Here is a 20,722-nt window from a genome sequence, read left to right as displayed (position 1 = left end):
TATATTGCTCAAAGCTTTGAGGGATACCTCCACCATCATTAAACCCGATGGCGCTTTTGTGGTACATTGTACCCCATAAATGTATCAGAACTAGATAGAAGATTCATTAGACCTTACCAAAACGACGCTCTCGACGCTGATAATCAGCTAAAGCCTTATGGAATTCCTGACGGTTAAAATCCGGCCAGAGTGTGTCGGTAACGTATATCTCAGCGTAAGCCATTTGCCAGAGTAAAAAATTACTGATGCGCATTTCCCCACTGGTGCGAATCAATAAATCGGGATGAGTTAACCCCGCGGTGTACAAATGTGACTCCCATACCTCCTCGGTTATTTCTTCAGGAGTTAATTTACCCTCAGCTACCAATGAAGCGATCGCCCGACAAGCTTGTAAAATTTCCTGTCTTCCTCCATAATTAGTGGCTACGGTAAAGTCAATATCCTGATTATCCTTAGTATCCTCCATCGAGCGAGAGATTTCTTTTTGTAGAGATATAGGTAAAGCTTCCAGATTCCCCACAAAGCGAATTTTGATTTTTTCTGAGCACATTTCCTGTAACTCTCGACGTAAAACCCGCTCAAACAGAGTCATCAAAAATTCTACCTCTTCTAGAGGTCTTCCCCAATTTTCCGTAGAAAAAGCATAAACAGTTAAAGCGGGTATCCCCCAATCCTTACAACAACGCAGTAACTCTTTGAGAGTATCTACACCCTTTTGATGACCCATGATACGGGGTTTTCCCTGATTTTTTGCCCAGCGACCATTTCCATCCATAATCACCGCTACATGACGGGGAAGACGAGACTTATCTAAATCAGGTGGTAACTCTTTGAGTATTGGCTTAACAGTCATGTTTATTTCTTATCTTCTGAGGAGGGTAACTTTAACCAACGTTTTAATTTTAGCCACTTAAATTGTAAATATAAATTTGTTCCTAACCATTGCCATATTTTTTGCCAACGTCCCCAATTTTCTCTAACATCTTGATTCCCTTGGCTCAGTTTAGCCTCTAATTGTTCCTTAAGAGCAGTACTAGTTAAAAACCGATTTAAAATACCCTTTTGAGCTAAAGAAATTGACCCTGTTTCCTCAGACACAACGATACAGAGAATATCTTCTATTTGTTCAGTAATTCCCATAGCTGCGCGATGACGAGTACCATATTGAGCAGGGGCTGTACGTTCTGATAATGGTAGAATAGTTCCTGCTGAAGCGATACGACCATTTTTGATGATCATTGCTCCATCGTGTAACAGGGTCTTTTTTTGAAAAATAGTCTGTATTAACTCCTTAGAAACATCAGCATTAAGACTAATTCCTGGTTGCAGTAAAATACGATTATTAATCGGGGTTTTAGTTTCTATAACAATTAAAGCTCCCGTGCGATTTTGAGAAAGTTCTTTAACAGCTTCTACTAATTGATCAACAAACCCTCTAGTTTGACTAGAAATCTTTTGTGAGGTAATAAATAAACCCAATAACTCTCCCCGTCCCAATTTTTCCAAAAAGCGACGTAATTCTAACTGAAAGCTCATAGCGATAACGATGATCGCTCCCAAGACGATTTTATCTAAAATTCGTGAAACTAACTCTAACCCTGACTGTTTACTGAGGAAGGTTGCTACTACAATGATGATCAAACCTTGAATTAGCCAACGTGCGCGACTATCTCGGATAATCACTAGTAGCAACAAACACAGTCCTACAGATAAGAGCAGATCAATTCCCTGGTGCAATTTTAGATAAGATCGTAGGTTGAGCAAAAGATTACTATTGACCAAACCCCACAGAAGCATTGAACTTCGACTTATTTACAGAGAATCTCACGTGAGCTTATTCTATCATTATTATTCTTGTTCGAGTAATCTTTCGGGGAAAAGATCCTGATTTAATAAGTCTGCGTAGGTTTCTCGACGTAGAATCAGATTAGCTTCTCCATCTCTCACTATAACCCCTGCAGGACGTGGTAACCGATTGTAATTAGATGCCATACTATAATTATAAGCTCCCGTCGCCATCACTACTAGGATATCTCCTGCGGAGGTTTCAGGTAACTGCGCTGAGTGAATGACGATATCACCTGATTCGCAATGTTTTCCCGCTATGGTTACCTCTTGAGTTAGGGGTGCAGACAGACGATTGGCGATCGCGCAACGATAGACAGATTGATAGGTAATGGGGCGAGGATTATCAGACATTCCCCCATCTACAGCTAGATACTTACGGATTCCTGGTACAGTTTTACTAGAGCCTATAGTATAAGCTGTAATACAGGATGAACCAATCAAAGAGCGTCCAGGTTCAATCATTAATTTAGGTAGAGGTAAACCCTGTTCTACACAAGCAGAAGTAATACCTTTAGAGACTAATTCTACCCATTGGTCGATACTAGGTGGATCATCTTGTTCAGTGTAGCGAATACCCAAACCTCCACCCACGTTTAAAGTGGTAATAGGTAACCCATAGCTAAGAGCTTGTTTTTGCCAACTTACCATTAATTTAGCTAAATCTTGGTGAGGTTGACATTCAAAGATTTGCGAACCAATATGAGCGTGTAAACCAATACAATTGAGATGGGATGTTTCCGAGACAAATTGAAATAAAGCCTTTAAATCATTAGGATCAAAACCAAACTTACTATCTAAATGTCCTGTACGTATATACTCATGGGTATGACATTCAATCCCTGGAGTCAAACGTAACATGATCTTAACTTGTTTATTTTGCCAGGCTGCCAATTGTCTTAATTCAGCCCAATTATCAACTATAATGGTACAGTTATGCTCTATAGCTAAGAGCAATTCAGGGATAGATTTATTATTGCCATGAAAATAGACATGATCTTGGGGATTGATACCTAACTTATCTAAAGCTTGTATAGCTGTATAGATTTCTCCACCAGAAACCACATCAAAACCGAAACCCTCACTAGCTACGATACCACAGACAGCTAGACAATTCCAAGCCTTAGAAGCGTAGATAGCTTGACTAATTCCCCCATAGAACTTATTTAAAGCTTCCTGATACTGTTGACAAGCTGTTCTCAAGCTCATTTCGTCTAATATATATAAAGGAGAACCAAAACGTTCTACTAAAGAGATAACATCACATCCCCCAATCTCCAAATGATCTTCAGCATTAATTCTTGATGTCAAAGGTAGTAAACCCTGATTGATTGAGTCTGACGAACCTAGATAATCAGCTCCAGAATTAAAACTTTTTACTTGTGTTGATACCATAATTACTCATTGATACGTTCACTTTTAGTGTACAATGAAAAATTGTGAATAAAATCATCATCCAACTAGAATCACTCAAATCACAATATCTTGAACAAGTAGTCAACCTAGATCAAACCTGTCTAGGTGGACTATGGAACTATAGTGGTTATCAACGAGAAATAGACAGTCCCAATAGTACAGCATTAGTACTCAATCTAGTTCCGAAAAACCAAATTATCGGACTAGGTTGCTTTTGGGCGATTTTAGAAGAAGCTCACCTCACCGTAATCGCTATTGAACCTGATTATCAAGGTCAAGGTTTAGGACAACTGCTGCTATGTAACCTACTCCAACAAGCTGTCGGACAAAAATTAGAGCGAGCAACCCTAGAAGTAAAAACCTCCAATCAAATTGCTCTGAGTTTATACAAAAAATTTGGCTTTCAAATCGCAGGAATAAGAAAAGGCTACTATCAAAAAACGCAAGAAGACGCGCTTATCTTGTGGCAAAATGGCATAAATAAACCAGAATTTCGAGAAAACCTGACAAAATGGCAAAAAGAGGTCAAAAATCGTCTAGCCAAAAATGATTGGACCTATAGAGAAGAATAATTCGGGATCGGTTGCTGTACTTTAGACAACATATACCTAACTAGCCTGTGCTAAAATCAAAAAACAAGGGCAAGCAGCAGGTGAACAAAAAAAATCATGTTTGAACGCTTCACAGAAAAAGCAATCAAAGTTATTATGTTAGCCCAAGAGGAAGCGCGCCGCTTGGGTCATAATTTCGTGGGTACAGAACAAATCCTTCTCGGCTTAATCGGAGAAGGAACAGGAGTCGCAGCTAAAGTACTCAAATCCATGGGCGTTAATCTTAAAGACGCTCGTACAGAAGTAGAAAAAATTATTGGTCGTGGTTCGGGTTTTGTCGCGGTAGAAATACCCTTTACCCCCAGAGCCAAAAGAGTTCTAGAACTATCTCTAGAAGAAGCTCGCCAACTAGGACATAATTATATCGGTACGGAACACTTGCTGTTAGGGTTAATTCGTGAAGGAGAAGGCGTAGCAGCAAGAGTCCTCGAAAACCTCGGGGTAGATCTATCCAAAGTCAGAACCCAAGTAATTAGAATGCTAGGGGAAACCGCCGAAGTAAGCGCGGGATCAACCTCTACAGGAAGAAATAAAACACCTACCCTAGATGAATTTGGCTCAAACTTAACCCAAATGGCTAGCGAAGGAAAATTAGACCCAGTAGTAGGCAGACAAAAAGAAATAGAACGTGTTATTCAAATTCTCGGACGCAGAACTAAAAATAACCCCGTCTTAATCGGTGAACCAGGTGTAGGTAAAACAGCGATCGCCGAAGGCTTAGCTCAACGCATCGCTAACAAAGATATACCCGATATCCTCGAAGATAAACGCGTGGTAACCCTAGATATAGGCTTACTAGTCGCGGGAACAAAATACCGCGGGGAATTTGAAGAACGTCTGAAAAAAATTATGGATGAAATTCGTCAAGCGGGTAACGTAGTACTTGTAATTGACGAAGTACATACACTAATAGGAGCAGGAGCAGCAGAAGGGGCGATCGACGCAGCCAATATCCTGAAACCAGCTCTAGCCAGAGGAGAACTACAATGTATAGGCGCTACTACCTTAGATGAATATCGTAAACACATCGAAAGAGACGCAGCCCTAGAAAGACGCTTTCAACCAGTAATGGTGGGTGAGCCTAGCGTAGATGAAACTATCGAAATCCTCTATGGACTACGAGAACGCTATGAACAACACCATAAACTCAAAATTCTCGATGAAGCCCTCGAAGCAGCAGCTAAACTCTCCGATCGCTACATATCAGACCGCTATCTACCCGATAAGGCGATCGACTTAATCGATGAAGCAGGCTCAAGAGTACGTCTATTAAACTCCCAATTGCCACCTGCAGCTAAAGAACTAGATAAAGAACTACGTCAAATCCTGAAAGAAAAAGACGACGCAGTCAGAGCACAAAACTTCGATAAAGCGGGAGAACTACGCGATCGCGAAATGGAAATCAAAGCCCAAATCAAAGCGATCGCCTCCTCCAAAAAAACCGACTCAGACAACGAAATGCCCTCGGTTGGACCAGAAGAAATCGCTCAAATCGTCGCCTCATGGACAGGAGTACCCGTTAATAAACTCACCGAAAGCGAGTCGGAAAAACTCCTCCACATGGAAGACACCCTGCATCAGCGTCTGATTGGACAGGAAGACGCCGTTAAAGCCGTCTCTCGTGCTATACGACGGGCCCGGGTTGGTCTGAAAAACCCCAACCGTCCTATCGCTAGCTTCATCTTCTCAGGACCTACAGGAGTAGGTAAAACCGAATTAACCAAATCCTTAGCCGCTTATTTCTTCGGTTCAGAAGACGCGATGATTCGTCTGGATATGTCCGAATACATGGAGCGTCATACCGTCTCTAAACTAATCGGCTCTCCCCCTGGATACGTGGGTTATAACGAAGGTGGACAACTTACTGAAGCTGTACGTCGTCGTCCTTATACCGTAGTACTATTCGACGAAATCGAAAAAGCTCACCCTGACGTCTTTAACCTCCTCCTACAAATCCTCGAAGATGGACGTCTTACCGACGCTAAAGGTCGCACCGTAGATTTTAAAAACACTCTACTGATTATGACCTCCAATATCGGCTCTAAAGTCATCGAGAAAGGTGGTGGTGGTCTCGGGTTTGAATTTGCCGAAGATCAAAGCGAATCTCAATACAACCGTATTCGTTCCTTAGTTAACGAAGAACTGAAAAACTACTTCAGACCTGAATTTCTCAACCGTCTTGATGAAATTATCGTCTTCCGTCAACTCAATAAAGAGGAAGTTACCGAAATCGCTGATATCCTCCTCAAAGACGTCTTTAAGCGTCTTACAGAGAAGCAAATCACCCTAGATGTAACCAGCAAATTTAAAGAACGTCTCGTCGAAGAGGGTTACAACCCAGCTTATGGCGCGCGTCCTCTACGTCGTGCTATTATGCGTCTTCTTGAAGATGTTCTCGCAGAAGAAATACTCTCGGGTAAAGTCCAAGAAGGAGATCAAGCTCTCGTGGATATCGACTCTGAAGGTAAAGTATTCATTACCAAACAAGATAAACCTCAGTTAATGATTCCTGTTACCGAATAAGGTTGTATCTCCCTAACCCCCTTATGAGCCCCCTCAAAGGGGGCTTTTTTCTGGAATTTTATGTATAACTTTTCTTCCGTTATTAACAATTTAGATACTTTCCTAGTCTGTGGTTTAGGTAGTCTTGGTCAAAATTGTGTGATTGCTCTCAAAGAATTTGGGGTTAAAGTAATTGCTATTGAACAAACAGCAGAAATTCCATGGGAACTTAAGAAAGTACCAGAATTATTAGACGATTTAATCATCGGTGATTGTCGGGATTTGGCGATTTTACAAAAAGCGAAAATCAAAGATTGTCGGTCAATTTTAATCGTTACTAGTGATGAAGAAGTTAACGTAGAAACCGCTATTAATGCTAGGGAAATTAATAGTAAAATACGCATCATTATGCGTTCATGTCAAGAAAAATTAAACGATTTACTCAGTAAACAATTGGGTAACTTTTTTGCTGATGAACCCGCCCATTTAACCGCTTTAGCTTTTGCTTTAGCTGGTTTAGGTAATGAAACTATTGGTATTTTAAATTTAGCTGGACAACGGTTACAAATTATTCAACGTCAACTTAAACCAACGGATAATTGGTGCTATAATCGTAAAGTTCATGAACTCAATACTCAAAAGAGAATTGTTTTAGGTCATTATTCTCTAGCTGTGTCGTTAAAATATAATTTTCATCAATGGGATTCAGAAGTAGTTTTACATCCAGGAGATACAATTATCTATATAGAAATGGTGGATAAATTCTCTTTAGGATATTCTCCACCTGTTAAAAAGAAATCACGTCTTGTTAATTTTTTACAAACTTTTCAAGGGGAAATTAAACAATTTACTCAGTTTAAATTTATCCGTAAAGTTCGCAGCGTGGCTATTGTCGCTAGTCTAACTATTATATTTTTATTATTTTTGGGTACATTTTTATTTGCTAAATATTATGTAGGAACAAATTGGCTTTATGCTTTTTATGCTACTGCTATTCTTTTATTAGGTGGTTATGCTGATTTATTTGGGGATTTAGAACCAAATCCAGAAATCTTACCTTGGTTACAATTATTCGCTTTAAGCTTAACGATTATTGGGACAGTTTTTGTCGGTCTTTTATATGCTTTAATAACTGATAATCTCTTATCTTCTAAGTTTGAATTGATTTTAAATCGTCCCCCCATTCCTAAAGAACAACATCTGGTTTTAGTCGGTTTAGGAAAAGTTGGACAAAGAGTAGCTAATCTTTTACAAGAGTTAAAAGAATCCTTAGTAGCTATTAGTTTTGAAGATAATATTAATAGAGCTAATTTACCCAATATTCCCATAGTTATAGGCAATTTTCAAGAAGCTTTAACTCAAGCTAATATCCCTCAAGCTAAAAGCGTTATTATTACTACTAATAATCCCATGCTTAACCTAGAAATAGCTTTAACTATTCGCAATCTCAATCCTAGTAGTAATTTAGTGATTGGTACTTATCAAACAGGAGTAAGTTATCAATTAACTCGTCTGCTTGATAATACACAAGTTATAGGAACATATACCGTAGCTGCTGAAGCTTTCGCTGGTGCTGCTTTCGGTGAAAATATTTTAGCTTTATTTCGTCAGAATAATCAAACAATTTTAACAACAGAATATCAAATCGAAGCTAATGATACTCTTAATGGACTATTGATTTCGGAAATTAATTATGGTTATGGAGTGGTAGTGATATTTTATCAAACTCCTAACCAAGAACCCCTATTTATTCCCTTAGAAGATTTACGCGTCTCATCAGGCGATCGCATCATTGTTTTAGCTACTATTGAAGGATTGCGTACCATAGAAAGAGGCAATATAGATATTATCTCTCGTTGTTGGCAAGTTCACTTAGAAAAAGCCTTAACTCAAGACGCTATTTTTGATGGTGCTAATATTATTAGTAGAATCACAGGATGTCCCATACCTTTAGCTAGAGAGTTAGTCAATAATCTTCCCCAAACTATACCTATTCCCCTTTATCAACATCAAGCTGAACGTTTAGTGAGAGATTTAAAAAAAGCCTTAGTTAATGCTTATTTAGAGAATATATCTTAAGGTAATTCTCGTAAATATTCCCTTAATTTTTCTCTACCCTGACTATCTAATTTTTGCCATAATAAATCATAAGCAATTAATCTGAAATGACCTTTCTCATTGTTTAAAATCTGTATCCCTAACTTTAACCCTTCTTCCCCATATTGTAAAGCAATATTGAGAGTATTAGTTAAAGCAGCTATTCTCATTTTTTTGGTTTCTTGAATAAATTCTGGTTGGATATTCATTTACTTAAAATTAATGCCACTGCTTCCCCAATAATAACATCTTTAGAGACCATTTTGGCGATTTCTTGTCCCGTATATTCTCCCTCAAAAGCTTCTTTAGCTGTTGCTTTTAAAGCTAAATCATAAGCATCCTCTAAAGTTTCTTTTAATTCCTCTTCTGTTAAATAAGTTCCTCCTGTTTTGCGTCTTTTATTGGTGCGTTGAATTTCCTTGACTGCATTAGCGATGGATAAATCCCAAGAACGGGTAGTTCTTTTTTCTACCTTTTGTTTAAGCAAATGTAATAGTAACACTTTACCAAAACTAAAAATTTTATTGAGCTTATCATCTTTGCTCATTTCGGTGAGATCATCTATCAATAATAAAGCATCTGCAACATTTCCAGCTAACAATAACTCTTTTACTTCTAATAACTCTTCCATAATTGACCTAAAACCTAAAACCGTTCCACCTAAAACCGTTCCACCTAATCATAATCTTGCCATAATTTAGTAGTTTGACGCAGACTGCGATAATCCCCATTACCTAAAATTAAATGATCTAATAAAGGTATATCTAAAAATTGAGCCGCTTTGAGTAATTGTGTGGTTAAATTGAGATCTTCGGTTGAGGGTTCTGTATTGCCTGACGGGTGATTATGAGCAATAATTAATTTAGTCGCACCTTGTCGAATCGCTTCGCGGAAAATTTCCCGAGGATGGGCTAAAGTTTCTGTTGCTGTACCAATACTAATTACTCTAGTACTAATCAGAGCGTTTTTTACGTCTAACATTAGTATGGCAAAACGTTCTTGAGTTTGCCACATCAGATCATGGCTAAACGCTGCTGCTGCTGCATCAGGACTATCAATAATAGCACGTTGATTAGGTCTTAGTTGAAAGACACGCTTACCTAATTCAATCGCTGCTAGAATAGTAGTGGCTTTAGCAGGACCTATCCCTGGTATTTTCATTAATTCTTGGGGGTTGATATCCCGTAAGACATCGAGAGGATCTCTTCTATCTTGAGCTAATTCCTGTAAGATATATTGACCTAATCCTACCGCTGAGAGTTTACCTTTTCCTTGACCAGTACCTAGTAAAATAGCGATCAGTTCAGCATTAGAGAGACTTTTTGTGCCTATATCTAGCAACCTTTCCCGAGGACGTTCATTAAGGGGTAAATCAGCTATTCTAAGATTGTAAACCATTACTATAAATTATAGGTACTATACAATCTTAGTGTAACAAAAATAGCTACATATTTAATTAATTTTTGTAACTGCGACGTGGTTTAGCTGTTTTAAGTATGGGTTTAGTTTTTTGATATTGAGGTAATAACCCTAAATCAGTAGCGCGTCGGATAAATAATTTATCTTGATCTAAATAAACTTCTAAATCCCAGAAGTGTTTCTCTGGTTTGTCTGGTAAAATACCCTGTAGTTGCAGTTTAAAAAAGCGCGGTTTTTCTCCCTGTTGTTTAGGTTTTTGCCTAATTTTGATTATCACCTGTTGCTTACGGCGATCGCAGCGGATAACCTCTCCCCGAATGGAAAACCATCGCTCAGGAAGATTAAGAGGTGGATTGGGGACATTTTCTGGTTGCCAAACCCCTACAACTTGTAAATGCAACTCTCCAGTTTCTACTTGTGTACGAGGATAAACTACCCACAAATATTCCTTAGTTAAATCCAAATGTTTACGAATTAAGCTAATAACCTTACCAAGGATGACTACTCTAATGATATTTCCTTCAACATCAATAAGATAACCACGGTTAATTTTTTCAGGAGACATTTGATATTTACCGCGAATTAAACCAATAGCCCGATATTGCTTAGGATTGCTAGGATTAGGAATAGGATGATTAGGGGTTGTTGGCGATGATTTAGGTAGAAAATAGCGCTGAAAAAAAGGACTCATCTTTAATAGTTAAATGGTTAACAATAAAATAATTATGGGATCATCTCCAGAACAAGAATTAATTAATAATCTACGTCCAGGACAAAAAAAACTAGCGACTTGGCGTGGAGGGAAAATGGCTATCAGTGCTGTACCAGGTGCAGGTAAATCTTATAGCCTCGCTATAGCTGCTGCTTTAACTATAGCACGTGAAAAATTAAATTCAGAACGTCAGTTAGTAATTGTGACTTATACTCGTTCAGCTGCTGCGAGTATTAAACAAAAAATACGTGGTTTTCTCAAAGATTTGAGTTTACCATTAGGAAGTTTTACAGTACAAACTCTACATGGTTTAGCCTTGAACATTGCTAATCTTCACCAAGAATTACATGAACTGGATTTAGCAACAACTAATATCATTGAATTAACTAGTAGTCATCAATTAATCAGCAACGCCGTAGAAGAGTGGATATCTCAAGATATTTCTCTTTATGAACAGTTAATTAAGGGTTTTCGCTTTGATGGTGAAGAAACCGAAAGATTACGCCGTGAGTCTCTATTGCGCACAGAATTATTACCAAGTTTAGCTTATGGGGCTATTCGCGAGGCTAAAAGTTCTGGTTTAAATCCCGAAAGTTTAGCAGAATTGAGTCAAAAGAGTCAGGATAGATATCAAATCTTAGCAATCGCCGCTGGATTGTATCAACAATATCAACATCAACTTAGAGAACAAAATTACCTCGACTATGATGATTTGATTTTAGCCGCTTTAAAAGTCTTAGAAAATCAACAAGTACGGGAAACTTGGCAACATAAAATCTATGCTGTTTTTGAAGATGAAGCTCAAGATTCTAGTCCTCTACAAGAACGTCTAATTACTATTCTAGCTCAAGATCCTGTTAACACCGAACAAGTTAACCTGATTAGAGTTGGCGATCCTAATCAAGCGATTAACTCCACTTTTACTCCTGCTGATCCTGTTTATTTTAACTGGTTTTGTCAAGAATGTGAGCAACGGCAACAATTAGGTACAATGAATGAAGCTGGTCGTAGTAGTAAAATAATTATTGAGAGTGCTAATTCTACTCTAAAATGGCTGATTAATGAGTTTTCTCGCTTCTATCCAATTCCTTCAGAGGATCTCCCCTTTCGTGATCAAGAGATTATCCCTGTTACTAACCCCAATCCCCAAGAGGATGCTAACCCCAATCCCGAGGGTAAAGGTGTAGAACTTTCTTTCCCCGAAGATATCTATCAAACCGTTACAGAAATTGGTGAGAAAGTAATTAAATTATTGCAACAATATCCTCACCATAATGCAGCTATTTTAGTTAGAGAAAATCGTCAAGGGAGTTTTTTAGCTCAACAATTAAGTTATCTAGAATCCTTACATAAAATTAGGATTTATGAGGTCCATGAAAATCAACGTCACTCCCAAATTCCTCAAGAAATCTTAAATTTACTTTCTTTTTTAGAACGTCCTCATTCACCAGATTTATTTAAAAAAGCCTTATTAACTTTAGCAGAACGTCAACTGATTCCTCAAGAGGATTTTAACGCTTTAGCTACCTATCCTGAAGAGTTCCTTTATCCTAACCCTCTAACTCCTCCTCAATCCCCTAATACTGCTCATCTGTGTCGTAGTTTACTCAAAGCTAAGTTAGAGTTACCCCCATATCAATTAATTCCTTTTTTAGGTATGACTCTACAATATCAAGGAACAGAATTAGCTACCCTACAGAAATTATCCGCAACAATTAACCAAAAACAAACAGGACACAATTCTTTAAGTAAGGCGATCGCTGTACTCAAAAATATGATTAATAATAATGAAAAATTTACCATAGTAGAAGAAGACAACCAAGAACAATATACTAGAACAGGTCAATTAACTATTATTACTATGCACAAAGCTAAAGGTTTAGAGTGGGATTATGTCTTTATCCCTTTTTTACACCAAGATACCATCCCAGGTGAGTTAAAAGTAACTAGCAATGCTAAATTTTTAGGTGATTTTAGCTTATCACAAGTTGCCCGTGCTCAACTTCGTCACGCTTTACACGCTCAATACCAAGGTCAACCTGTTACAATCCCTAACCCCAAACAAGCTTGGTTAGAAGCCAAAAAACTCAAATTAGCTGAAGAATTTCGTTTATTTTACGTAGCAATCACTAGAGCTAAGCGTTTACTATGGTTAGCAGCAGAAAAGTCAGCTCCTTTTAATTGGTCTAATGTACAAAAGCATCAAACTTATGTATTAACCGAGAAAAAGCCTTCCAACATTTTAAGTTGTTATCGAAATACCTTGCTAGAATAGCAATAACTTTTACAATAACTACCTATGGGTAAACTAGTAACCATCAAAAAGTATCTCTGGCTAATATCTCTATCAGGTTTGTTGAGCTTATCTACTGCTGATCCTAGTCAAGCAGAAGAAATCCCTGAGCAAGTCAATCAAGCGATAGAGGGAATAGAAAGAGCTGCTAATCAACAAAATTTGAGGCAATTATTGCAATTCTATAGCCAAGAATTTTCTAACACCGACGGTTTAAGATACGAAACCTTAGCTACAGCTTTAGAGAGACTTTGGGGAAATTATCCTAATCTCAAGTATGAAATTATCCTAGAAAGTTGGTCAAAAGAAGGAGAAGAGATAGTAGCAGAAACTACCACTAATATCTCAGGAGTTGGGGTAAACCAAGGACAAACTCAGGAAATTAAATCCATTATTCGTTCTAGACAATATTTTCAGGGTAATCAGTTAATTCGTCAAGAGATTATCTCAGAAGAAACAGATGTAACTTCAGGTAACCCAGCAGAAATAAGCGTAATTGTCAATAGTCAGGTTCAAGCCCACGAACAATTTAACTTTGATTTGATTGTACAAGAACCCCTTGAAAATGGTATGCTGTTAGGGTCAGCTATAGAAGAAGAGACCCGAAGCGATCGCTATCTCCAACCTAGTAACTTTGAAATAGCACCATTACCCTCGGGAGGAATCTTTAAACTAGTAACTGCACCAGCTTTACCTGGTGCATACTGGTTGTCAGGGATAATTATTGATGGTAATGGTAGTCATATAGTGACCAGAAGAGTGACAGTAGAAGCAAGATAATCTAAATCAACACAAAAATGAGTCAAGGAACATTGTTTGATAAAGTGTGGGAATTACACACAGTAAAAATACTCCCCTCGGGTCAAACCCAACTCTTTATAGGATTACACTTAATACATGAAGTAACTAGCCCTCAAGCTTTTGCTATGCTAAAAGATAGAGGGTTAAAAGTACTATACCCCAACAGAACGATCGCCACAGTAGATCATATTGTACCTACAGAAAATCAAGCTCGTCCTTTTGTAGATGAGTTAGCAGAAGAAATGATGGTAGCGATCGAAAATAACGCAAAAAGCAACCAAATACCCTTTTATGGTATAGGTTCAGGTAATCAAGGTATAGTGCACGTAATCGCCCCCGAACAAGGATTAACCCAACCAGGAATGACTATAGCTTGTGGGGATTCCCATACCTCAACCCATGGAGCATTTGGAGCGATCGCCTTTGGCATTGGAACATCACAAGTAAGAGACGTATTAGCTTCCCAAACCTTGGCTTTAAATAAACTCAAAGTACGTAGAATCGAAGTCAACGGAGACTTAGCCCCAGGAGTAACCGCTAAGGACGTAATATTATACATAATCAGAAAACTAGGGGTAAAAGGAGGCGTAGGCTACGCTTACGAATACGCAGGAACAACTATAGAACGGATGTCTATGGAAGAAAGAATGACAATCTGTAATATGTCTATAGAAGGAGGAGCACGCTGCGGTTACATTAACCCTGACGAAATTACCTATAACTACCTCAAAGATAAAGACTTCGTCCCTAAAAACCAAGACTGGGATCAAGCAGTAAGCTGGTGGTCAAGCATTCGCAGTGATGCAGACGCCATTTATGATGATGTAGTAGTGTTTGACGCCCAAGATATAGCACCTACGGTAACTTGGGGTATCACTCCAGGACAAGCCATCAGCATCGATGAAAGCGTACCCCAACCAGAAGAACTACCCGAAAGCGAAAGAGCGATCGCTCAAGAAGCATACAACTATATGCAGTTAAATCCAGGTCAACCTATCAAAGGAACAAAAATAGACGTATGTTTTATCGGAAGTTGCACCAACGGCAGGCTTAGTGACCTGAGAGAAGCAGCTAAAATCGCTAAAGAACACAAAGTAGCCCCAGGTATCAAAGCCTTTGTAGTACCAGGTTCAGAAAGAGTCAAACAAGCAGCAGAAGCCGAAGGACTCCATCTCATCTTTCAAGAGGCGGGATTTGAATGGCGAGAAGCAGGTTGTTCCATGTGTCTAGCTATGAATCCTGATAAACTCCAAGGAAATCAGATCAGCGCTTCATCTTCTAATCGTAACTTCAAAGGTCGCCAAGGCTCAGCTACAGGAAGAACCCTATTAATGAGTCCAGCCATGGTAGCAGCAGCAGCAGTAACAGGAAAAGTAAGCGACGTCAGAGAGTTAATATGAGTGAAATCAAAAAAATAACAGGAAAGGGCATACCCCTAGTAGGTAACGATATCGATACAGATCGCATCATACCCGCTCGTTACCTACGTTGTGTAACCTTTGACGGATTAGGAGAACAAGTCTTCAAAGACGATCGCGCCTCCTCTAACGGACTTCACCCCTTCGATCAACCTCAATATCAAGGCGCAAACATACTAGTAGTAAATGGTAACTTTGGTTGTGGTTCATCGAGAGAACACGCCCCCCAAGCCTTAGCTAAATGGGGAATAGCAGCGATCATCGGGGAAAGCTTTGCCGAAATTTTTCTCGGTAACTGTCTAGCCATGGGTATCCCTTGTGTGACAGCAGACTCAGCAACAGTCACCCAAATCCAAAATCAACTAAAACAACAACCCCAAACCCCCCTAGAATTAGACCTAAGCATACCCGCGGTTAAATGCGGTGACCAGAGTTTTAGTGTGACGATCAACGAAGGAAACAGACAAATGCTTTTCACAGGGAAATGGGATAGTTGCGGACAATTGATCAGCGATGTAGCAGCGATAACCGCTACAGCAGCAAAACTACCCTATCTGGCTTGGAATCAATAACCATGTCATTTATTGGTTTACATATACACAGTGATTATAGCTTATTAGACGGGGCATCCCAATTACCCGCCTTAGTCGATCGCGCGATGGAATTGGGAATGAAGGCGATCGCCCTCACCGATCACGGGGTAATGTATGGGGCGATCGAACTGATCAAAGTATGTCGCAACAAAGGGATTAAACCCATTATCGGTAACGAAATGTACGTGATCAACGGCGACATCAGAGCAAAGAAAAACTACCGCAAATATCACCAAGTCGTCTTAGCCAAAAACACCCAAGGATATCACAACCTCGTCAAACTAACCAGTATCTCCCACCTAGAAGGTGTCCAAGGAAAAGGAATTTTTGCTCGTCCCTGTATTAACAAAGAACTCTTACAAACCTACCGAGAAGGTCTGATCGTCACTAGCGCCTGTTTAGGAGGAGAAATACCCCAAGCAATTCTGGCTGGAGATTATCAGCGGGCTAAAGAAGTAGCCCAATGGTATCAGCAAACCTTCGGGGAAGACTTCTATCTAGAAATTCAAGACCACGGTTCAAAAGAAGACCGCATCGTTAATCTAGGTATCCTTAACCTCTCTCGTCAACTCAATATTAGTATAGTTGCTACCAACGACTCACACTTTATCTCTTGTGCAGACGTAGAAGCCCATGACGCCTTACTATGTATCCAAACAGGTAAACTAATCAGTGAAGACAAACGCCTACGCTATAGCGGGACAGAATACCTCAAATCCGCAGCAGAAATGCGTCAACTCTTTAGAGATCATCTCCCTGATGAAGTTATCGAAATAGCTATTAATAACACTCTAGAAGTAGCTGATAAGATTCAACCCTATAACATCATGGGTGAATCTCGTTTACCAGAATATCCCATTCCCCAAGGTCATACCTCTGATAGTTATCTCGAAGAAATCGCCTGGTGTGGATTACAACAGAGACTTAAATCTCACTCAATCAACGAAATAGAACCAGTTTATAAAGAAAGACTAGAATATGAGCTAAAAATGCTGCAAAAAATGGGGTTTTCTACTTATTTTTTGGTAGTATGGGACTATATTAAATACGCCAGAGATCATAATATACCCGTAGGACCAGGTCGAGGTTCAGCAGCAGGCTCTCTAGTCGCCTATAGTCTGCAAATTACCAATATCGATCCTGTGCACCACGGGTTATTATTTGAACGCTTCCTCAATCCTGAACGCAAATCGATGCCAGATATTGATACCGATTTCTGCATCGAAAGACGAGAAGAAATGCTCGCCTACGTTACCCAAAAATACGGTAATAGTAATGTAGCCCAGATTATTACTTTTAACAGGATGACCTCTAAAGCAGTCCTTAAAGACGTGGCTAGAGTTTTAAATATTCCCTACGGTGAAGCAGATCGCATGGCGAAACTTATCCCCGTTAGTAGAGGTAAACCTACTCCTTTACAGGTAATGATTTCTGAAGCTACCCCTTCTCCAGAATTTAAAGCTAGGTATGAAGAAGATCCCGAAGTACGACGCTGGTTAGATATGGCGATTCGCATCGAAGGAACTAATAAAACTTTCGGTGTTCACGCAGCGGGTGTGGTTATTTCTTCTCAACCTCTTGACGAAATTGTCCCCCTGCAACGTAATAACGAAGGGGCGGTGATTACTCAGTATTTTATGGAAGATTTGGAAACCCTAGGATTATTAAAAATGGACTTTCTCGGGTTAAAAAATCTCACCACTATTCAAAAAACTGCTGAGTTAATTAAAGCCAAAACAGGACATGATTTTAACGTAGATCAACTCCCCTTAGAAGAGAGAAAAGCCCTACAAATCCGCGCTAAAGGAGAAGTTAAAAAACTCCCTCCTGACATCGCCAAAACTCACCAATTATTGGAAGCAGGAGATTTAGAAGGGGTTTTTCAGTTAGAATCCTCCGGAATGCGTCAAATCGTTAGAGATTTAAAACCATCGGGAATTGAGGATATTTCTTCTATTTTAGCTCTTTATCGACCAGGTCCACTGGATGCGGGATTAATTCCTAAATTTATCGATCGCAAACACGGTAGAGAAAAAATCACCTATCAGCATAGTTTGTTAGAGCCTATTCTACAGGAAACCTACGCAGTCTTAGTCTATCAAGAGCAAATTATGAAAATGGCTCAAGATTTGGCGGGTTATTCTCTAGGAGAAGCAGACTTGTTACGTCGCGCCATGGGGAAAAAGAAAGCCTCAGAAATGCAAAAACACCGCGAACAGTTTATCGATGGTGCGACTAAAAATGGGGTAAATGCCACTATAGCTGAAGACTTATTTGAGCAAATGGTCAAGTTTGCTGAATACTGTTTAAGTTATGATACAGAAGTACTAACCGTAGAATATGGTCTTGTACCTATCGGTAAAATAGTCACCGAAAAGCTACCATGTCACGTCTATAGCGTTAATTCCCAAGGTTATGTCTATACCCAAGCGATCGCCCAATGGCACGATCGGGGTGAACAAGAAGTATTTGCTTACTATCTAGAAGATGGAACAGTTATTCACGCTACCAAAGACCATAAATTTATGACCACAGACGGACAAATGCTAGCTATTGAAGAAATTTTTAACCAAGGACTAGAATTAAAACAATTATGTGTTTCTACGGTCTCGCCCTCCACACCACAGGTCCTAGTTTAGGTCTTTGTCTCAATAATTTTACTGATAATATCCGTGTAAATACTTGGAATCTAGAGCGGGATATCTCCACCCACTTACACCAGTATCTCTTAGATTTCCTCAAACCCTTAACCTGGCAAGACCTCAGCTTTTTAGCCGTAGCTATTGGACCAGGTAGTTTTACTGGTACACGTATCGGTGTAATTACGGCACGAACCCTAGCCCAACAGTTGGAACTACCACTATGGGGTATCTCTACTCTAGCAGGGTTTCTCTGGTCACAGAAAGAGTATTACACACCAGGTAGTCTGATTCCTGTGGTGATGGAAGCAAGACGCGATCAGCTTTTTGTGGCTATCTATCAACTTAGAGAAGATGGTTTAGGCTTATCTAGTTATCTACCTGATACTACCCTTAATCATGTTGTTTGGCAAGCTACCCTGAAAGATTTAACTACTCCTTATCCCCCTCTACAAGTTCCTGTAGATGTAGCAACCAGTGTTGAAGCTATCCTAGAATTAGCTTATCTTAATTTTAAACAGGGTAACCCCTCTCATTGGTCAGAAGTTCTTCCTTTTTATGGACAACATCCCGTAGTGTAAAATAAACCTTGACGTAAACTGTCTAAACCTAAGGGTTGAGAAGCAGAAATAAATAAAGCACAGGGGAATTTTTCTTTAGCTAGATCAATAACCTCATCAGAGACTTGATCTATCTTATTAAACACAAGTAAGGTATCAGTAGGAGCTAAAGACATCTCTTTAATAATCTTATTCACTGCTTGCAATTGAGTCAACCAGTCTGGATGAGAAATATCTACTAGATGAAGTAAAGCATCAGCTTCGGTTACTTCTTCGAGAGTAGCGCGAAAAGCATCTACTAAAGAGGGGGGAAGTTGTTCGATAAAACCCACTGTATCGGTTAATAGTATAGTTTGAGACTCGTTGGTATCTGGATTAGTTAACGACAGTCTTCTTGTGGTTGGATCTAAAGTAGCAAAGAGTTGATCTGCGGTATAAACTTCCGCATTGGTTAAAGCATTAATTAGAGTGGATTTACCCGCATTGGTGTAACCAACGATCGCTACTGTGGGAATGTCATAATGTTGACGTTTTTGACGTAAACGAGAGCGATGAGCCTGTAGTTTATTAACTTCTTTTTGTAACTTATAAAGACGTTGTTCAATAGCGCGACGTTCAGTTTCTAACTTAGTTTCACCAGGACCACGTGTACCAATTCCCCCTCCTAAACGAGACATAGCCTTACCTCTACCGGTTAAACGAGGTAACATATACTCTAATTGGGCTAACTCTACTTGTAACTTGCCTGCGCGAGATTGTGCTCTTTGAGCAAAAATATCTAAAATAACTTCCGTACGATCTACTACTCTAACCCCAATTAAACCTTCGAGATTTTTTACTTGCGCAGGAGAAAGAGAGCGATCGAAGACTACTACATTAGCTCCTAAAGTTTGCGCCATGAGAGCTATTTCTTCTACTTTACCAGATCCAACCACGCTTTGCGGATCGCTGTGAGAGCGTTTTTGGCGGATAATTTCTAAGACTTCACCACCTGCGCTATCTACTAAACGTTCTAACTCAGCTAAACTAGTATCAAATTGTCCTTGAGTCATTTTTTCGGTCATTAACCCTACTAGAATAACTCTTTCTTGTGCGGTATCAACCTGTTTAGCTACGTATTCCCGGCGGAATTGTGTTTCTAATTCCTCAACTAATTCCCGTAAATCCTGTTGAGTGATCGCCTCTAGACTCAAAGGTAGAGAAACTGACCATCTTTCTGGCTCTGGGAGTAGGTAAGCAAGATATACTTGTTGAATATAACCTGTCACCCCACCCCCACGACGTTGAAAACCTCCAGATTGCACGCTCAAAGTTACCATAGCGTCTAGACGTTGCATTACCATAGAGGTAAGACTAGACTGATTGGGGGGCTCAGGTTTGAGATTCGTAGTTAAACAACGTATCCCTGAGAGTCTTTCAGCTCCATAACGAGGTAATTCTAAAGGAGGTATTTGAGTTTGTCTAGGTGTTCCTACACCAACGCGGATTACTTGTCCTCTCCGGTTAAGATAAGCACAAATGGGCTGATTAATTTCGATACTAATCCCCCCTAATCTTTCCGCAAAATCCCTAGTCATCATCTCCATCGCGGGTAATTTTTGCTGATAGAGACGTTGTAATTGTTTGAGTTGACTTGGTTTAAGTCCTTGTAGATTTCCGTATATTCTTTCTATAGGTCGTACTTGATTAATGACTTGTAAATGTGACATACTCCTACACCGAATCAAAGATTACGATGTAGGCTTCTTATCTTTCACCTTAAGAGATGATTGACCGTTTTTGAGTGAGGCGATGCCCATCCCCACTTTTTTAATTA

The 20,722-nt window shown here is 39.4% G+C and carries 17 protein-coding genes; 9 read left to right on the top strand and 8 right to left on the bottom strand.

Annotated features, from left to right (window positions below; all coding sequences use genetic code 11):
* Positions 1 to 106: 106 nt before the first annotated feature.
* From uppS to lysA, 3 genes are read right to left on the bottom strand one after another with little or no spacing between them, the layout of a single operon-like run.
* Positions 107 to 853, bottom strand: a complete 747-nt coding sequence (gene uppS / locus EA365_05785; protein TVQ46304.1) for a di-trans,poly-cis-decaprenylcistransferase — start codon at positions 851 to 853, stop codon at positions 107 to 109.
* A gap of 2 nt (positions 854 to 855) precedes the next feature.
* Positions 856 to 1,797 carry a TIGR00159 family protein gene (locus tag EA365_05780; protein TVQ46303.1) on the bottom strand — a complete coding sequence of 314 codons (942 nt, stop codon included), beginning with the start codon at positions 1,795 to 1,797 and terminating at the stop codon, positions 856 to 858.
* A gap of 51 nt (positions 1,798 to 1,848) precedes the next feature.
* Positions 1,849 to 3,240, bottom strand: a complete 1,392-nt coding sequence (lysA, locus tag EA365_05775) for a diaminopimelate decarboxylase (protein TVQ46302.1) — start codon at positions 3,238 to 3,240, stop codon at positions 1,849 to 1,851.
* Between the two features lie 41 nt (positions 3,241 to 3,281).
* Here lysA and rimI point away from each other — a divergent pair, with 41 nt between their 5' ends.
* From rimI to EA365_05760, 3 genes are all read left to right on the top strand, one after another.
* A complete protein-coding gene (rimI, locus tag EA365_05770; protein TVQ46301.1) occupies positions 3,282 to 3,833 on the top strand; it encodes a ribosomal-protein-alanine N-acetyltransferase in 552 nt (183 codons plus the stop codon).
* A 96-nt stretch (positions 3,834 to 3,929) separates the two neighbouring features.
* The gene (locus EA365_05765; protein ID TVQ46300.1) at positions 3,930 to 6,395 is read left to right on the top strand and encodes an ATP-dependent Clp protease ATP-binding subunit; all 2,466 of its coding nucleotides are present in this window, start codon (positions 3,930 to 3,932) and stop codon (positions 6,393 to 6,395) included.
* A gap of 60 nt (positions 6,396 to 6,455) precedes the next feature.
* Positions 6,456 to 8,453, top strand: coding sequence for a potassium transporter TrkA (locus EA365_05760; protein TVQ46299.1), 1,998 nt, complete (start codon positions 6,456 to 6,458; stop codon positions 8,451 to 8,453).
* Here EA365_05760 and EA365_05755 read toward each other — a convergent pair.
* From EA365_05755 to EA365_05740, 4 genes are read right to left on the bottom strand one after another with little or no spacing between them, the layout of a single operon-like run.
* Positions 8,450 to 8,674, bottom strand: a complete 225-nt coding sequence (locus tag EA365_05755; protein TVQ46306.1) for a hypothetical protein — start codon at positions 8,672 to 8,674, stop codon at positions 8,450 to 8,452. The two genes, EA365_05760 and EA365_05755, sit on opposite strands and share 4 nt — an antisense overlap.
* Before the next feature lie 2 nt (positions 8,675 to 8,676).
* A complete protein-coding gene (locus tag EA365_05750; GenBank protein ID TVQ46298.1) occupies positions 8,677 to 9,102 on the bottom strand; it encodes a DUF29 family protein in 426 nt (141 codons plus the stop codon).
* 44 nt (positions 9,103 to 9,146) lie between these two features.
* A complete protein-coding gene (locus tag EA365_05745; GenBank protein TVQ46297.1) occupies positions 9,147 to 9,869 on the bottom strand; it encodes a JAB domain-containing protein in 723 nt (240 codons plus the stop codon).
* Positions 9,870 to 9,927: 58 nt separating this feature from the next.
* A complete protein-coding gene (locus tag EA365_05740) occupies positions 9,928 to 10,581 on the bottom strand; it encodes a hypothetical protein (GenBank protein TVQ46296.1) in 654 nt (217 codons plus the stop codon).
* A 13-nt stretch (positions 10,582 to 10,594) separates the two neighbouring features.
* On the opposite strand from EA365_05740, the gene EA365_05735 reads away from it, so the two are divergent.
* Genes EA365_05735 through tsaB form a run of 6 tightly spaced genes read left to right on the top strand, consistent with a single transcriptional unit; the run spans position 10,595 to position 18,927 of the window.
* The gene (locus EA365_05735; GenBank protein ID TVQ46295.1) at positions 10,595 to 12,877 is read left to right on the top strand and encodes an ATP-dependent helicase; all 2,283 of its coding nucleotides are present in this window, start codon (positions 10,595 to 10,597) and stop codon (positions 12,875 to 12,877) included.
* 24 nt (positions 12,878 to 12,901) lie between these two features.
* Positions 12,902 to 13,675: a nuclear transport factor 2 family protein gene (locus EA365_05730; GenBank protein TVQ46294.1), complete on the top strand. Its 774-nt coding sequence runs from the start codon at positions 12,902 to 12,904 to the stop codon at positions 13,673 to 13,675.
* A 17-nt stretch (positions 13,676 to 13,692) separates the two neighbouring features.
* A complete protein-coding gene (gene leuC, locus EA365_05725) occupies positions 13,693 to 15,096 on the top strand; it encodes a 3-isopropylmalate dehydratase large subunit (GenBank protein TVQ46293.1) in 1,404 nt (467 codons plus the stop codon).
* Positions 15,093 to 15,686: a 3-isopropylmalate dehydratase small subunit gene (gene leuD, locus EA365_05720; protein TVQ46292.1), complete on the top strand. Its 594-nt coding sequence runs from the start codon at positions 15,093 to 15,095 to the stop codon at positions 15,684 to 15,686. Before leuC ends, leuD begins: the two co-directional genes overlap by 4 nt.
* Before the next feature lie 2 nt (positions 15,687 to 15,688).
* Positions 15,689 to 18,346, top strand: coding sequence for a DNA polymerase III subunit alpha (locus EA365_05715; GenBank protein TVQ46291.1), 2,658 nt, complete (start codon positions 15,689 to 15,691; stop codon positions 18,344 to 18,346).
* The gene (gene tsaB / locus EA365_05710; protein ID TVQ46290.1) at positions 18,301 to 18,927 is read left to right on the top strand and encodes a tRNA (adenosine(37)-N6)-threonylcarbamoyltransferase complex dimerization subunit type 1 TsaB; all 627 of its coding nucleotides are present in this window, start codon (positions 18,301 to 18,303) and stop codon (positions 18,925 to 18,927) included. Before EA365_05715 ends, tsaB begins: the two co-directional genes overlap by 46 nt.
* Here tsaB and hflX read toward each other — a convergent pair.
* Positions 18,903 to 20,579: a GTPase HflX gene (gene hflX / locus EA365_05705; GenBank protein ID TVQ46305.1), complete on the bottom strand. Its 1,677-nt coding sequence runs from the start codon at positions 20,577 to 20,579 to the stop codon at positions 18,903 to 18,905. The genes tsaB and hflX overlap by 25 nt on opposite strands.
* Between the last annotated feature and the right edge of the window lie 143 nt (positions 20,580 to 20,722).

The sequence above is a fragment of the Gloeocapsa sp. DLM2.Bin57 genome, from assembly GCA_007693955.1.
GTDB lineage: Bacteria > Cyanobacteriota > Cyanobacteriia > Cyanobacteriales > Gloeocapsaceae > Gloeocapsa.
This window is presented reverse-complemented; position numbering and strand designations above follow the sequence as displayed.

Excerpts from the sequence above, each read along its gene's own strand:
- tsaB (TVQ46290.1), top strand. The coding sequence starts at position 18,301 with ATGTGTTTCTACGGTCTCGCCCTCCACACCACAGGTCCTAGTTTAGGT.
- EA365_05780 (TVQ46303.1), bottom strand. The coding sequence starts at position 1,797 with ATGCTTCTGTGGGGTTTGGTCAATAGTAATCTTTTGCTCAACCTACGA.
- EA365_05750 (TVQ46298.1), bottom strand. The coding sequence starts at position 9,102 with ATGGAAGAGTTATTAGAAGTAAAAGAGTTATTGTTAGCTGGAAATGTT.
- EA365_05740 (TVQ46296.1), bottom strand. The coding sequence starts at position 10,581 with ATGAGTCCTTTTTTTCAGCGCTATTTTCTACCTAAATCATCGCCAACA.
- EA365_05730 (TVQ46294.1), top strand. The coding sequence starts at position 12,902 with ATGGGTAAACTAGTAACCATCAAAAAGTATCTCTGGCTAATATCTCTA.
- EA365_05760 (TVQ46299.1), top strand. The coding sequence starts at position 6,456 with ATGTATAACTTTTCTTCCGTTATTAACAATTTAGATACTTTCCTAGTC.
- EA365_05745 (TVQ46297.1), bottom strand. The coding sequence starts at position 9,869 with ATGGTTTACAATCTTAGAATAGCTGATTTACCCCTTAATGAACGTCCT.
- EA365_05715 (TVQ46291.1), top strand. The coding sequence starts at position 15,689 with ATGTCATTTATTGGTTTACATATACACAGTGATTATAGCTTATTAGAC.
- EA365_05735 (TVQ46295.1), top strand. The coding sequence starts at position 10,595 with ATGGTTAACAATAAAATAATTATGGGATCATCTCCAGAACAAGAATTA.
- leuD (TVQ46292.1), top strand. The coding sequence starts at position 15,093 with ATGAGTGAAATCAAAAAAATAACAGGAAAGGGCATACCCCTAGTAGGT.
- EA365_05765 (TVQ46300.1), top strand. The coding sequence starts at position 3,930 with ATGTTTGAACGCTTCACAGAAAAAGCAATCAAAGTTATTATGTTAGCC.
- leuC (TVQ46293.1), top strand. The coding sequence starts at position 13,693 with ATGAGTCAAGGAACATTGTTTGATAAAGTGTGGGAATTACACACAGTA.
- lysA (TVQ46302.1), bottom strand. The coding sequence starts at position 3,240 with ATGGTATCAACACAAGTAAAAAGTTTTAATTCTGGAGCTGATTATCTA.
- uppS (TVQ46304.1), bottom strand. The coding sequence starts at position 853 with ATGACTGTTAAGCCAATACTCAAAGAGTTACCACCTGATTTAGATAAG.